The 13,064-nt window shown below is 70.3% G+C and carries 15 protein-coding genes; 6 read left to right on the forward strand and 9 right to left on the reverse strand.

All coding sequences use genetic code 11. The annotated features are described in order from the left end of the window. Window positions 1-65: 65 nt before the first annotated feature. Window positions 66-1,463 (reverse strand): serine hydrolase domain-containing protein, encoded by a 1,398-nt coding sequence (locus tag AC07AB_RS02165; RefSeq protein ID WP_478558583.1) that lies wholly within the window; start codon window positions 1,461-1,463, stop codon window positions 66-68. A gap of 235 nt (window positions 1,464-1,698) precedes the next feature. Continuing rightward, window positions 1,699-2,286 (reverse strand): TetR/AcrR family transcriptional regulator, encoded by a 588-nt coding sequence (locus AC07AB_RS02170; protein WP_478558586.1) that lies wholly within the window; start codon window positions 2,284-2,286, stop codon window positions 1,699-1,701. 69 nt (window positions 2,287-2,355) lie between these two features. On the opposite strand from AC07AB_RS02170, the gene AC07AB_RS02175 reads away from it, so the two are divergent. Next, the gene (locus AC07AB_RS02175; RefSeq protein ID WP_478558589.1) at window positions 2,356-3,249 is read left to right on the forward strand and encodes an NADP-dependent oxidoreductase; all 894 of its coding nucleotides are present in this window, start codon (window positions 2,356-2,358) and stop codon (window positions 3,247-3,249) included. A 193-nt stretch (window positions 3,250-3,442) separates the two neighbouring features. On the opposite strand, the gene AC07AB_RS02180 is transcribed toward AC07AB_RS02175, so the two are convergent. Continuing rightward, window positions 3,443-4,210 carry a class I SAM-dependent methyltransferase gene (locus AC07AB_RS02180; protein WP_478558592.1) on the reverse strand — a complete coding sequence of 256 codons (768 nt, stop codon included), beginning with the start codon at window positions 4,208-4,210 and terminating at the stop codon, window positions 3,443-3,445. Between the two features lie 178 nt (window positions 4,211-4,388). Further along, entirely contained in the window at window positions 4,389-4,652 is a 264-nt protein-coding gene (locus AC07AB_RS02185; protein ID WP_478558594.1) for a hypothetical protein, read from the reverse strand. Between the two features lie 53 nt (window positions 4,653-4,705). On the opposite strand from AC07AB_RS02185, the gene AC07AB_RS02190 reads away from it, so the two are divergent. Together AC07AB_RS02190 and AC07AB_RS02195 are read left to right on the forward strand one after the other, a co-directional pair. Then, complete coding sequence (locus AC07AB_RS02190) at window positions 4,706-4,867, forward strand: hypothetical protein (protein ID WP_478558597.1); 162 nt, start codon at window positions 4,706-4,708, stop codon at window positions 4,865-4,867. A gap of 530 nt (window positions 4,868-5,397) precedes the next feature. After that, window positions 5,398-5,643 (forward strand): hypothetical protein, encoded by a 246-nt coding sequence (locus AC07AB_RS02195; protein WP_478558600.1) that lies wholly within the window; start codon window positions 5,398-5,400, stop codon window positions 5,641-5,643. A gap of 214 nt (window positions 5,644-5,857) precedes the next feature. Here the strand turns inward: AC07AB_RS02195 and dnaB are convergent, their stop codons facing one another. Next, window positions 5,858-7,312, reverse strand: coding sequence for a replicative DNA helicase (dnaB, locus tag AC07AB_RS02200; RefSeq protein ID WP_478559701.1), 1,455 nt, complete (start codon window positions 7,310-7,312; stop codon window positions 5,858-5,860). Between the two features lie 485 nt (window positions 7,313-7,797). On the opposite strand from dnaB, the gene AC07AB_RS02205 reads away from it, so the two are divergent. Next, window positions 7,798-9,135, forward strand: a complete 1,338-nt coding sequence (locus tag AC07AB_RS02205) for an MATE family efflux transporter (RefSeq protein WP_478558603.1) — start codon at window positions 7,798-7,800, stop codon at window positions 9,133-9,135. A 192-nt stretch (window positions 9,136-9,327) separates the two neighbouring features. Here the strand turns inward: AC07AB_RS02205 and rplI are convergent, their stop codons facing one another. The 4 genes from rplI to rpsF form a co-directional block, all read right to left on the reverse strand. Further along, window positions 9,328-9,774, reverse strand: coding sequence for a 50S ribosomal protein L9 (gene rplI, locus AC07AB_RS02210; protein WP_478558606.1), 447 nt, complete (start codon window positions 9,772-9,774; stop codon window positions 9,328-9,330). An 18-nt stretch (window positions 9,775-9,792) separates the two neighbouring features. After that, window positions 9,793-10,029: a 30S ribosomal protein S18 gene (rpsR, locus tag AC07AB_RS02215; protein ID WP_136723411.1), complete on the reverse strand. Its 237-nt coding sequence runs from the start codon at window positions 10,027-10,029 to the stop codon at window positions 9,793-9,795. Window positions 10,030-10,071: 42 nt separating this feature from the next. Continuing rightward, window positions 10,072-10,686, reverse strand: coding sequence for a single-stranded DNA-binding protein (locus AC07AB_RS02220; RefSeq protein ID WP_478558609.1), 615 nt, complete (start codon window positions 10,684-10,686; stop codon window positions 10,072-10,074). Between the two features lie 81 nt (window positions 10,687-10,767). Continuing rightward, window positions 10,768-11,058, reverse strand: coding sequence for a 30S ribosomal protein S6 (gene rpsF, locus AC07AB_RS02225; RefSeq protein WP_040023256.1), 291 nt, complete (start codon window positions 11,056-11,058; stop codon window positions 10,768-10,770). Between the two features lie 305 nt (window positions 11,059-11,363). Between rpsF and AC07AB_RS02230 the strand changes: the two genes are divergently transcribed. Both AC07AB_RS02230 and AC07AB_RS02235 read left to right on the forward strand, forming a co-directional pair. Next, complete coding sequence (locus AC07AB_RS02230) at window positions 11,364-11,693, forward strand: hypothetical protein (protein WP_478558612.1); 330 nt, start codon at window positions 11,364-11,366, stop codon at window positions 11,691-11,693. 251 nt (window positions 11,694-11,944) lie between these two features. Further along, window positions 11,945-13,063, forward strand: a complete 1,119-nt coding sequence (locus tag AC07AB_RS02235; RefSeq protein ID WP_478558615.1) for a lipid II:glycine glycyltransferase FemX — start codon at window positions 11,945-11,947, stop codon at window positions 13,061-13,063. Window position 13,064 lies beyond the last annotated feature (1 nt).

Below are 13,064 nucleotides of genomic sequence, written 5' to 3' on the forward strand. Positions count from 1 at the left end.
CCGCCCGGCGGCGGGAACCGCGCCCCGGGCCCTCGACCGGCCGACGGGCGAGGGCCCCCGCCCGCCTAACGCCAGCCCTCGGGGTGGGCGCCCCCCGGAACCGCCGCGTCCCCGGGCTCGTACGGCTGCCGGGTGAAGACGAACGTCCCCAGATCGAGGTGGCCGACCTCGCCCGACTCGGTACGGACCACCCGCAGCACCTCGCCCGCGTAGTAGCCGTCCAGGCCGGTCCAGGTCCCGTCCGGCTCCGCGCGGAAGCGCGACGCCCGGCCCCGCGCGGACAGCGGACCGAGCTCCAGCCCGCGGTCCGCGCGCAGCCGCAGCGCGAAGGGGGTGGCGCCCCAGTACCAGGGCCCCGCCAGGGCCAGCAGCTCCGGATCGGCGGCGGGCAGCGGCTGCCACGCCTGCGGGAAGCGCGGCTCGCGCTCCGCGACGATCCGTACGAGGTCGGCGGCGACAACCCCGGTCGGCGGCCCGGAGGTGACATTGGCCAGCGCGATCCCGCCGACCGCGTCGGTCGCGTTCACCCACAGCGCGGCGACGAAGCCGGGCATGGAACCGGTGTGCCCGAAGAGCAGCCGGCCGTGCGAACGGGTCAGCTGCACGCCCAGCCCGTACCCGCCTTCCCAGCGCTCGTCCGCCGGCCCCGACGCGGGCTCCCGCATCTGCGCCAGCGTGTCCGCGCTCAGCACCCGCTCATCACCGTGGAGCAGGAACGCGGCGAACCGTCCGAGATCCCCGGCCGTGGACCACAACTGCCCCGCCGGCGCCATCCGCCCCGTGTCGACCGCGGGTTCCGGCTGCGTCACATCGGCCCACGGGTGCACCGCCCAGCCGTCCGCGTGCGGCGCTTCGGGGAGCGGTGTCGTACGGTCCATGCCCAGCGGTTCCAGCACCTCGCGCCGCAGCACCTCGTGCCACGCCACACCACCGCGCAACCGCTCGACGAGCGCGCCCAGCAGCGCGAAGCCGGGGTTGGAGTAGTGGTGCCGCCGGCCGGCCGGGTGGGGCTGCGGCCCCTCGCCGAAGACGTCCGTCAGCTCGGGCCTGAGCGCGCCGTCCGTACGCTCCCACCAGGGCCCGCGCGCCTCGGCGGCCAGCCCCGAAGTGTGCGAGAGGAGTTGGGCGACCGTCGCCGCGCCCGCCTCGGGCGGGGCGCCGGCCAGGTCCAGGTGCTTGCGCAGCGGATCGGCGAGGTCGAGCAGCCCCTCGTCGCGCAGCCGCAGCACCAGGACGGCGACGAACGTCTTGGTGATCGAGCCGATCCTGTACTGCGTATCGGCGTCGGGGGCCCGCCCGTCGACCGCCCCGCACCCCCCTGACCACACGGTTTCCCCTTCGCGCACCACCGCCCCCACCAGCGACGGCGACCGGCCCTCGGCCTGGGCGACGGCGATGCGGTGCAGGAGGGCCCGGCGGGTGGCGGGCAGCACGTCGTGGAATTCTGCGAAGGGTGCGGTCATGCCCGCACCCTAGGACGTGCCCGCCTCGCGCTCATCAGCATGGTTGGCGCGCGGCTGTCCCCTACCGGACTACCGGAATCCGTGCTCGCGGAGATCACCTGTCGTCGACCGCCATCCAGACCACTGGTGGCGAGGGCAGAGCGGCAGCCTGTGGGCCTGGCCGGCTGAGGGAAGGGGCCAGGAGGGGCCCGGAAAGGGGCCCGGAAAGGGGCCGGGAAGGGGCCGGGAAGGGCCCTCACGCACGTCGAGAGGGTTTGGTGGCCTCCCAGGCCGCCTCGATCATCCGGAAGACCTCGTCCACCGCGGCGTCCGGATCGGCCGACTCGCGGGCCAGCGAATGGGCGTCGACCACGAACCTCGCGATCGTCCGGCAGGCCGTCGCGGTCCGCGCCAGGCCGGGGTCGGCGGCGATGGCCGTTGCCAGGGACTCCGCGTGGCGCATCCGCATCGACTCCTCGTACTGCCGCAGGGCAGCCGACTCGTCGATCATGTGCCAGATCGGGGCGGCGCTGTCCGCCGTGCAATGCCGCACCATGGCCTGCATCTCACGGCGCAGGGCGGGGATGAGCGGCTCGTGCGGCGCCCGGTCGGTGACGGCCTGCGCGAGGCGTTGCTCGAAGTCCGCGTCCTGCTCGAAGACCAGGGCCTCTTTCGAGGCGAAGTGGGAGAAGACCGTGGTGACGGCCACATCGGCCTCGGCGGCCACGTCACGGATGCCGACCGCGTCGTACCCGCGCTCCAGGAAGAGGCGCAGGGCGGTGTCAGCGATCTTCTGGCGGGTCGCGGCCTTCTTGCGTTCGCGGCGTCCGAGCGGCACGGTCATGCCCTGATGCTATCAACCACAAAAGAAAAACAGTTCTTAAACACTAACCGTTAGTGCTACGGTCTCGGTATGAAGAAAGTGAGCTTCGCCGAGTTCGGCGGTCCGGACGTCCTGCGGTTGATAGACGCCGAGGAGCCCCACGCGGGCCCCGGCCAGATACGCATCGCGGTGCGGGCGGCGGGCGTGAACCCCGTCGACTGGAGGGTCCGCGAAGGCCAGATCCTCAAGGCCCATCCGCTTGAGTTGCCCGCCGGAGTCGGGCTGGACGCCTCCGGGGTGGTGGACGAGGTCGGCGAGGGCGTCGAAGGGACCGCGGTCGGCGACCACGTCTTCGGTGAAGGGTCGAGCACCTACGCCGAGTTCGCCGTGCTGTCGGCCTGGGGCCGTATGCCCGAGGGGCTGACGTTCGAGGAGGCGGCGGGGTACCCCTCCGTGGTGGAGACCGCGCTGCGCGTCATACGCGAGGTCGGCGTGCGGCCCGGGCAGACACTGCTGGTCAGCGGCGCGTCCGGGGGAGTCGGGTCGGCCGTGCTGCAGATCGCCCGCGACCGCGGCATCACGGCCATCGGCACGGCCGGGGCCGCGAACCAGGACTACCTGCGCGGCCTGGGCGCCCTCGCCACCACGTACGGCGAGGGCTGGGTCGAGCGGGTCCGGCAGCTCGGCCACGTCGACGCGGCCCTCGACCTGGCCGGCTCGGGCGTGATCCGCGAACTCGTCGAGCTGACCGGGGACCCCCAGAAGGTGATCTCCATCGCCGACCTCGGCGCACCGGACCTCGGCGTCCGATTCTCCGGCGTGGCCGGGAGCGTGCCGAACGCGCTCGCCGAGGCCGCCGACCTCATCGCGCGCGGGAAGCTCCACATCCCGGTCGAGAAGTCCTACACACTCGCCGAGGCCGCCACCGCACACATCGACAGCCAGGCCGGCCACACCCGCGGGCGCCGCGTCATAGTCATCTGAGCCGATTCCGGCACGGCTGCACGGCCCGACAAGCGGAGGTCCTCCCAAAGACCCTGCCGGGACCCACCCGGCAGGCGGCCTCCCCTCACCTTCTTGGTGGCCCCGCAACGCGGCCACCAGGTCAAGGTCGAACAGCCGGTCACAGCGGTAGCCGCCCGAGCGGTTCCCAGCGGTGTGGACGGCTATCGCGGTGCTACGGCTCGTAGCGCCGACGCGCGAGATGGACGGTGACGTCGGCGGCGATCTCGACCGTCTCGGGCAGAACCTGCATGATCCGGGTGAATACCTGCTCTCGCTCCAGGACCGGCAGTACGAGATATGCCGAGATGGTCGAGAGATGGCCGACGTAATCGCGAGCACTCATCATGAAGCGCCGCTCGATCAAAGCCTGTTGAACACTGGTGAACCATTCAGACCGTCGGAGCTCCGTACCCGGCCACTGCGTGTCATGCCCTGGAGGTGTCCCGTCCGGCGACGGAACCTCGTCGCTCTCCAGGAACGGTGCCCATGCCGCGCGAACGGCTTCCTCCACAGCTGGGTCGGCCAGTTGGACCGGCCCGCCGAACGAGGCGAACACGCCACCCGGCTCCAGCAGCGCGGCCATGCGTGACCACCGGCCCCCTGGGTCCGTCCAATGCACCGCTGCCGCCGCGTAAACCAGCCCGTACCTCTCGCCCGGTCGCACGTCCTCGAACGCGGCTCGCACCGTCCTGACGTTTGCCGGCACGTGTTTGCGCAGTTCGGTGAGCATGGCCCCATCAGGGTCGGTCGCGGTGACCGTGACCCCTCGTTGAGCGAACAGGCGGGTTGCTTTGCCTGTCCCAGCGCCGATCTCAAGGGCGGTGCGAACCGGATGACCCGCGTACGCCATCACCTTGTCGAAAAGCTCCACCGGATATCCCGGCCGGAACCGTTCGTATGCTTCCGCCACCGCTCCGAAGCTCAGCGCACGACCGGACATGCCGAGCATCCTGACAGAGCTGCGCCTCTGTGCCCGGCCACGTTCAGCTCGTTCGAGCAAGTGCTGTCCGAGGCCACGTTCAAGGCGAGTGATCCGGGTGGTCGGCGCAGAGCAGCCACGTCGGCTCCCACCCCACGCCCCCGGGCGTGCCCGCGTCCGGACTTGACGTGGTGTGTGGTCATCCCGTCCATCCGGTGTGGTGCGGCCAGCCCTCGAAGGTCATCAAGTCGGGGTGCAGGCGGCGCAGGAGGTCGATGTCCCGGTCCCGGGCATAGAGATCACGGTCGGCGAAGAACTGGAACATCGCCGCGTAGTCGTGGCCGAAGTCGGGGAGTGCGGCACGCAGGTCGTCATGCGGCATCGGGATGTAGGTGCTGGGTACGCCCGTGACCTGCGCGAAGGTGACGGCGATCTCGTCGCCGGTGAGGCTGTCGCCGATCACCGCGAGGTCGCGGGCGCCCCAGGACTGCCAGTTCTCGAAGTGGCCGGACCGCAGTGGCGTCGCGCGCGTGGCGGCTGTCCAAGTCCTTCGACATCCTCGGGATCGTGCTGCGCAGCGGCGTCGCGCGCGTGGCGGCTGTCGTCGTCGCGGAGTTGATACGAGCCACGCCACCGCGCCTGGGCGGGTGTCCGGACGCAGCTTCCGGTTATGGATGACGACGGGGCCGGAGCCGCTGTTGCCGGACACACTGCGCATCGGAGTCGCGGACCTGTGGGCGAACGGCGACCCGACCTGCCGGCTCCGGTGCCGCCGGCCGCCGAAGGCTCCGGGCGAGGCCACGGGCCCCTTCTCGTCAGGTACTTCGTGACGCGCCGCGGCGTACTGGATCGGCCGCCTTCGGGCCGGACGATGCGGGCGAAGATCGACCTCTGAACTCCCGGAGCAGCCGAGCGGGTTCCGCTTCGGCCTCGGGTCGGCACGCGGGGAATCGACTCCGGCCGGTCTGTTGTGGCCCTGTAACAGGGGCCGCGAGCGCTTGGAGTCCCACCCGTTCGTGTGATCGACTGCTCAGTGCCCGAGAAGAACTCGAAGCGCAACGCGACGCTTTGCCACGGTCGGACACGACTCCGGCCGACCGCGGGGCCGGTCCGATCCGGCCGCGCTCCGCGAGTAGCGGGCCCGTGCGCCGCAGAGGCGCGCACGCACCACTGCACGTAGGCACGTAGGCACGTAAAGGAGAGAAACCATGCGCAAGTTCCAGCGCGCAGCAGTCGCCGCCGCCAGCATCCTGGCCTTCTCCGGCCTCGCCGTCGGAGCCGCCCAGGCCGCCGAACTCCCCTATGTGGAAACGCAGGGCGACCCCGCGACGGACTGCTTCACGAAGGAGACCCAGGTGGAGATGGACCAGGGTGCGGGCCACCACGTCACGATCGTCCACTGCGAACGCGACCCCAAGTCCCCGGGCACCATGCTGGTCTTCTACCGGGGCTGAAACCGAGGCGGGTCACCCCCGGCCCTCTCCGCCGAGGCCCCGGTCTCCTTGGCCGCGCGCACGTCGGAGAACCGGACGCCGTACCCGCACCGGACGTCCCGTCGACATGACGGACGAGGGCGGCTTCTCCACCCCCTGCGCGGGGACCGGAGGGGCCGCCTTCGTGTTGCTCGGTGCCGGCGGTGAGGGCGCTGGTCAGCCCTACAAGCCCCGCTCAGGTCTGCGCCATATCCACGAAGCGCGAGTAGTGCCCCTGGAAGGCGACCGTGATGGTGGCCGTAGGGCCGTTTCGGTGCTTGGCCACGATCAGGTCCGCCTCGCCCGCGCGGGGCGACTCCTTCTCGTACGCGTCCTCGCGGTGCAACAGGATGACCATGTCGGCGTCCTGCTCGATCGATCCGGATTCGCGCAGGTCGGAGACCATCGGCTTCTTGTCGGTGCGCTGTTCGGGGCCACGGTTGAGCTGGGAGAGGGCGATGACCGGCAGCTCCAGCTCCTTGGCCAGGAGCTTGAGGTTTCGGGACATGTCCGAGACCTCCTGCTGGCGGCTCTCGGCGCGCTTCGAGCCGCCGGACTGCATCAGCTGGAGGTAGTCGATGACGACGAGCTTGAGTTCATTGCGCTGCTTGAGGCGGCGGCACTTGGCACGGATCTCCATCATCGACAGGTTCGGGGAGTCGTCGATGTAGAGGGGGGCGGCCGATACGTCCGGCATCCGGCGGGCCAGCCGCGTCCAGTCCTCGTCCGTCATGGAACCGGACCGCATGTGGTGCAGGGCCACCCGCGCCTCGGCGGAGAGGAGGCGCATCGCGATCTCGTTGCGGCCCATTTCGAGGGAGAAGATCACGCTGGGCAGGTTGGCCTTGATGGAGCAGGCGCGGGCGAAGTCCAGCGCCAGGGTCGACTTGCCCATGGCGGGGCGGGCCGCGATGACGATCATCTGGCCGGGGTGCAGGCCGTTCGTCAGGGAGTCCAGGTCCGTGAAGCCCGTCGGGACGCCCGTCATCTCACCGCTGCGGGAACCGATCGCCTCGATCTCGTCGAGCGCGCCCTCCATGATGTCGCCGAGCGGGAGGTAGTCCTCGCTGGTGCGCTGCTCGGTGACGGCGTAGATCTCGGCCTGGGCGCTGTTGACGATGTCGTCGACGTCGCCGTCGGCCGCGTATCCCATCTGCGTGATGCGGGTGCCGGCCTCGACCAGGCGCCGGAGCACCGCCCGTTCATGGACGATCTCGGCGTAGTACTCGGCGTTGGCGGCTGTCGGGACGGACTGCACCAGGGTGTGCAGATAGGCGGCGCCGCCGATCTTGGTGATCTCGCCGCGCTTGGTCAGCTCCGCCGCGACCGTGATGGGGTCGGCGGGCTCGCCCTTCGCATAGAGGTCGAGAATCGCCTGGTAGACGGTCTCGTGCGCGGGGCGGTAGAAGTCGTGGCCCTTGAGGACCTCGACGACGTCCGCGATCGCGTCCTTGGAGAGCAGCATGCCGCCGAGCACGGACTGCTCGGCGTCGAGATCCTGCGGCGGTACGCGCTCGAAGCCGCCGCCCGACCAGGAGGAGCCCTCGTCGCCGCGGTCGTGCTGCTCGCCGCGCCCCTTCCCCTCGCCGCGCCGGGGCCGGGAGACCGGGAGCCGGTCACTGGGACCGGCGTCCGCCCAGGGGTCTTCCATGGGCGGCTCAGGCATAGGCATGCTCACCCCGCCACCTCCTCCCGTCCGCGACGCGGACCTCGCCATGCCCTTCTTTCTTACGGCACGGCTCTGACAAATAGGACGCCCGACTCCGGTTACGGCGCGTCGAGTTCACGAGTCGCGGGGGGCCGGAACATGCGGCGGGCGCCGGACCACGGTAGGCCCGTGGAGACCGTGCGCCAATCTTGTTATCCACAGGCCATGTGGACGACAGGCGTCATCCTGTGGAGAAGTCCCCGATACCTGTGCACGGGGTGGGGGAAATCTCTGTGGACAAACACACAATCGCTTCATTCATACTGCCCTGACCTGCGAACTCTCCATCCAGGACCTGTTGAGAAGAAAAACTTCCCCACCCGGCCCAAGATCACGACAAACGGCGCACCGGAGAGCGCCCGACGCCACACAGCGTAAGGATCCAAAGCAGATTGCAGCGCTTACCTGTGGAAGATTAGATTGGCCCCATGCCCCAGGCCCCCACGCGCGAGCAGCGCAGCGCCCGCCGCCACGACCGCGAGATCATCGCGCTCGCCGTGCCCGCCTTCGGCGCACTCGTCGCGGAGCCCCTCTTCGTCATGGTCGACAGCGCCGTCATCGGCCACCTCGGCACCCCTCAGCTCGCCGGCCTCGGCGTCGCCGCCGCCCTCCTCACCACCGCTGTCTCGATCTTCGTCTTCCTCGCCTACGCCACCACCGCGGCCGTCGCCCGCCGCGTCGGCGCGGGCGATCTGCCGGCCGCCATCCGCCAGGGCATGGACGGCATCTGGCTCGCCCTCCTGCTCGGCGCCGCCGTCATCGCCATCGTGCTGCCCGCCGCCCCCGCCCTCATCGACCTCTTCGGCGCCTCACCCACCGCCGCCCCCTACGCCGTCACCTATCTGCGCATCAGCGCCCTCGGCATCCCCGCCATGCTCATCGTCCTCGCCGCCACCGGCGTCCTCCGCGGCCTCCAGGACACCCGCACCCCGCTCTACGTGGCCGTCGGCGGCTTCGCGGCCAACGCCGCCCTCAACATCGCCCTCGTCTACGGCGCCGGCCTCGGCATCGCCGGCTCCGCCTGGGGCACCGTCATCGCCCAGTGCGCCATGGCCGTCGTCTACCTCGCCGTCGTCGTCCGCGGCGCCCGTCGGCACGGCGCGTCCCTGCGCCCCGACGCCGCCGGCATACGGGCCTGCGCCCAGGCCGGGGCGCCCCTCCTGGTCCGTACGCTCTCGCTGCGTGCCGTCCTGATGATCGCGACCGCCGTCGCCGCCCGGCTCGGCGACGCCGACATCGCCGCCCATCAGATCGTGCTCACCCTGTGGAGCCTGCTCTCCTTCGCGCTGGACGCCATCGCCATCGCCGGCCAGGCCATCATCGGCCGCTACCTCGGCGCAGGCGACACCGACGGCGCCCGCGCCGCCTGCCGCCGCATGGTCCAGTGGGGCATCGTCTCCGGGGTGGTGCTCGGCGTGCTCGTGGTGGCCGCCCGCCCGCTGTTCATCCCGCTGTTCACCACCGACTCCGCCGTCCGCGACGCGCTGCTGCCCGCGCTCCTCGTGGTGGCGCTGGCCCAGCCCGTAGCAGGCGTCGTCTTCATCCTGGACGGCGTGCTCATGGGCGCGGGCGACGGGCCCTACCTCGCCTGGGCGATGCTGCTCGTACTCGCCGTCTTCGCGCCCGCCGCGCTGCTCGTACCCACCCTCGGCGGCGGCCTGACCGCCCTGTGGTGGGCCATGGCGCTGATGATGGCCGTCCGGATGGCGACCCTGTGGCTGCGCGCCCGCTCCGGCCGCTGGCTCGTGACGGGCGCGGCGCGCTGACGGGCACGGGCGCGGGCACCGGTACGGACGCCGACCACACGCACACACTTCGCCGGTGCCCTGCCCAGCCCGTACGTACGGACCGCCGCCGCGTGAACGGAACGCCGAAGGGCCGCACCCCCTGCGGGGTACGGCCCTTCGGTTGCGCTTCAGCTGTGCCGAACGCCATGAATCAGGCGCGAGCGCCGTGAATCAGGCGGCGACGACCTCGACGGCCACCTTGGCGGCGACGTCGGCGTGCAGTCGCACGGACACCTGGTGCGAGCCCAGGGTCTTGATCGGCGAGCCCAGCTCGATGCGGCGCTTGTCGACGTCCGGACCACCGGCGGACTTGATCGCCGTGGCGATGTCTGCCGGGGTGACGGAGCCGAACAGGCGACCGGCGTCACCCGAACGGGTGGCGAGGCGCACGTTCACGCCCTCAAGCTGAGCCTTGACCACGTTGGCCTGCTCGATCGTGGCGATCTCACGGATCTTGCGACCGCGACGGATCTGAGCGACGTCCTGCTCGCCACCCTTGGTCCAGCGGATCGCGAAACCACGCGGGACCAGGTAGTTGCGGGCGTAGCCGTCCTTGACGTCAACGACGTCGCCGGCGGCGCCGAGGCCGGAGACCTCGTGGGTGAGGATGATCTTCATTGGTCGGTCACCCTCCCCTTATCGCGCGGACGAGGTGTAGGGCAGCAGCGCCATCTCACGGCTGTTCTTCACAGCCGTGGCGACGTCACGCTGGTGCTGAGTGCAGTTACCGGTCACGCGGCGGGCACGGATCTTGCCGCGGTCGGAAATGAACTTCCGCAGCATGTTCGTGTCCTTGTAGTCCACGTAGACGGTCTTGTCCTTGCAGAACGCGCAGACCTTCTTCTTAGGCTTGCGCGGAGGCGGCTTCGCCATTGTCTCTCTCCTGTGTGATCAAGAAGTTTTCTGCCACCGCCCTCAGAAGGGCGGCTCATCCGAGTAGCCGCCGCCGGAGCCGCCGGTGTTGCCGGAGCCGCCGCCCCAGCCGCCACCGCCGCCGGCCGGCTGGCCGCCGGCCGGAGCACTGGTCGCCCAGGGGTCGTCGGCGGGAGCCCCGCCGCCACCCTGCTGCTGGCCGCCAGCGGAACCGCCGCCGGAGCCGCCGCTCCAGCCGCCGCCCTGCTGGCCGCCACCGCCGCCACCGCCGTAGCCGCCCTGACCGCCGCGGCCGGTGGTCTTGGTGACCTTGGCCGTCGCGTTCTTCAGGCTGGGCCCGACCTCTTCGACATCGAGCTCGTAGACCGTGCGCTTGACGCCCTCACGGTCCTCGTACGACCGCTGCTTCAGCCGCCCCTGCACGACGACACGCATGCCGCGCTGAAGCGACTCGGCCACGTTCTCCGCCGCCTGCCGCCATACCGAGCAGGTGAGGAAGAGGCTTTCGCCGTCCTTCCACTCATTGGTCTGGCGGTCGAAGGTGCGGGGAGTGGACGCGACGCGGAACTTCGCGACCGCCGCACCGGACGGGGTGAAGCGCAGCTCGGGGTCGTCGACGAGATTGCCGACGACCGTGATGACGGTCTCGCCTGCCATGGGTGAACCTCTCGGCGGGTGTGCTGCTGGCTGCTTGCTACTCGTGGTGATGCAGCCCGATTACCGCTGAATCGCAGGGATTCAGTGGGTCTCGGGACGGAGGACCTTGGTCCGAAGAACCGACTCGTTCAGGTTCATCTGGCGGTCGAGTTCCTTGACGATCGCAGGCTCGGCCTGCAGGTCGATGACCGAGTAGATGCCCTCGGGCTTCTTGTTGATCTCGTACGAGAGACGACGACGGCCCCAGGTGTCGACCTTCTCGACCTTTCCGTTGCCCTCGCGGACGACGGAGAGGAAGTTCTCGATCAGGGGAGAGACAGCGCGCTCCTCCAGATCGGGGTCGAGGATGACCATCACCTCGTAGTGACGCATGTGGAACCCACCTCCTTTGGACTCAGCGGCCACGGTCGTTCCGTGGCAGGAGGGTCGTGATGCGTGAGCAACGGTATCGGCACCCACTGACAACGGCGAAAAACGCCGAGAGTGCGGACCGTGCGGCCGATCCCCCCGGGAAAACCCGGGAGGCCATGACATGACCGGGCCGACACCGGTGCAGACCGACCAGCGTACCCGTACCCCGCCCTCCGGTTGAAATCCGGTCGCGGAGACCCGCACTCTGGACGCATCGGGTGTGACCGGCGCTACAGTGCGCCGCTTTGCCTCACAGGAGGTGCCTCATGGCACAGGCAGCACGGCAACACCACGGACCCCTCGCCCTCATCAGCACCGCCCTCAACAGCGACGGCAAGGCCCATCCCGTCGAGAACAGCCTCGCCGCGGCGACCCTGATCCTCGGCGCGATCGCCATCGTCTCCTCGGCCTTCAACGGTCTCCACCTGCTCAGCTCCTGGTCGGGCCTGGTCGGCATCCTCACCGGGGCCTGGGGCCAGTTCATCTCCGCCACCACGGGAGAACGGTTCCTGTTGGTCATCGGGCTCGGCGCGGCCGCTGTGGGATTCTTCATCGGGATGGCGCACGGCGGGCTGTTCGGGGGTGTGGTCGGCTAGCCTCGGCCCGGCGCGCCGCAGGCCGGCGCTCGTACGGGCTCCCCAGGTCAGGCCCGTACGGTCGACTCCGTACGGACTCGGCCGACCCCGGCCCGTACGGGAAGCGGCCGACAGGCCCCAGCGGCCCGTACGGTCATGAGCCGGGCCCCCGCCCGCATACGCCCAAACGGGGCGCTCCCCTGTCGCAGTAGGCTTCGGCGCGAGAGCCGGAGCCCCGCCCCTGGGGACAAACCTGCCGAGGAGCGCCCCGCATGAGCCTGACCCTGAGGACCATCAGCCGAGAACAGCATCTGGCGTATATCCAGAGTCTGCCCTCGGCCAGCCACATGCAGGTCCCGGCATGGGCGGACGTCAAAGCGGAGTGGCGCTCGGAGAGCCTGGGCTGGTTCGACAAGACGGGCGAGCTCGTCGGCGCCGGCCTCGTCCTCTACCGCCAGCTGCCCAAGATCAAGCGGTATCTGGCCTACCTCCCCGAGGGCCCGGTCATCAACTGGTACTCGCCGCACCTGGAGGACTGGCTGCGGCCCATGCTGGCGCACCTCAAGCAGAAGGGCGCCTTCTCCGTGAAGATGGGTCCGCCCGTCATCATCCGGCGCTGGAACGCCACCGCCATCAAGGCGGGCATCGCCGACCCCGACGTCAAGCGGCTGCGCGACGTCGAGGCCAGCCACATCGAGCCGCGCGCCTTCGAGGTCGCCGACAAGCTGCGCCGCATGGGCTGGCAGCAGGGCGAGGACGGCGGCGCGGGCTTCGGCGACGTCCAGCCGCGCTACGTCTACCAGGTGCCGCTGGAGGGCCGCTCCCTCGAAGACGTGCACAAGGGCTTCAACCAGCTGTGGCGCCGCAACATCAAGAAGGCCGAGAAGGCCGGCGTCGAGGTCGTCCAGGGCGGCTACGACGATCTGGCCACCTGGCAGCACCTCTACGAGATCACCGCCGAACGCGACCACTTCCGGCCGCGCCCCATCGGCTACTTCCAGCGCATGTGGTCCGCCCTCAACACCGAGGACCCCAACCGCATGCGGCTGTATTTCGCCGTGCACGAGGGGGAGGCCGTCGCCGCCGCGACGATGCTGATCGTCGGCGGCCACGTCTGGTACTCCTACGGCGCCTCCGCCAACCACAAGCGCGAGGTCCGGCCGTCGAACGCGATGCAGTGGCGGATGCTGCGCGACGCGTACGCGCTCGGCGCCAGCGTGTACGACCTGCGCGGCATCAGCGACTCCCTGGACGAGACGGACCATCTCTTCGGCCTGATCCAGTTCAAGGTCGGCACGGGCGGGCAGGCTGCCGAGTACCTCGGCGAGTGGGACTTCCCGCTCAACAAGCTGCTGCACAAGGCCCTCGACATGTACATGTCGCGGCGCTGAC

Source organism: Streptomyces sp. NPDC044033, assembly GCF_056434425.1.

Coding starts and splice junctions, on each gene's coding strand:
- dnaB (WP_478559701.1), bottom strand. CDS start 7,312: ATGGAAGACCCCTGGGCGGACGCCGGTCCCAGTGACCGGCTCCCGGTC.
- AC07AB_RS02230 (WP_478558612.1), top strand. CDS start 11,364: ATGGCACAGGCAGCACGGCAACACCACGGACCCCTCGCCCTCATCAGC.
- AC07AB_RS02220 (WP_478558609.1), bottom strand. CDS start 10,686: ATGGCAGGCGAGACCGTCATCACGGTCGTCGGCAATCTCGTCGACGAC.
- AC07AB_RS02195 (WP_478558600.1), top strand. CDS start 5,398: ATGCGCAAGTTCCAGCGCGCAGCAGTCGCCGCCGCCAGCATCCTGGCC.
- rpsF (WP_040023256.1), bottom strand. CDS start 11,058: ATGCGTCACTACGAGGTGATGGTCATCCTCGACCCCGATCTGGAGGAG.
- AC07AB_RS02175 (WP_478558589.1), top strand. CDS start 2,356: ATGAAGAAAGTGAGCTTCGCCGAGTTCGGCGGTCCGGACGTCCTGCGG.
- rpsR (WP_136723411.1), bottom strand. CDS start 10,029: ATGGCGAAGCCGCCTCCGCGCAAGCCTAAGAAGAAGGTCTGCGCGTTC.
- AC07AB_RS02235 (WP_478558615.1), top strand. CDS start 11,945: ATGAGCCTGACCCTGAGGACCATCAGCCGAGAACAGCATCTGGCGTAT.
- AC07AB_RS02180 (WP_478558592.1), bottom strand. CDS start 4,210: ATGTCCGGTCGTGCGCTGAGCTTCGGAGCGGTGGCGGAAGCATACGAA.
- AC07AB_RS02165 (WP_478558583.1), bottom strand. CDS start 1,463: ATGACCGCACCCTTCGCAGAATTCCACGACGTGCTGCCCGCCACCCGC.
- AC07AB_RS02170 (WP_478558586.1), bottom strand. CDS start 2,286: ATGACCGTGCCGCTCGGACGCCGCGAACGCAAGAAGGCCGCGACCCGC.
- AC07AB_RS02205 (WP_478558603.1), top strand. CDS start 7,798: ATGCCCCAGGCCCCCACGCGCGAGCAGCGCAGCGCCCGCCGCCACGAC.
- rplI (WP_478558606.1), bottom strand. CDS start 9,774: ATGAAGATCATCCTCACCCACGAGGTCTCCGGCCTCGGCGCCGCCGGC.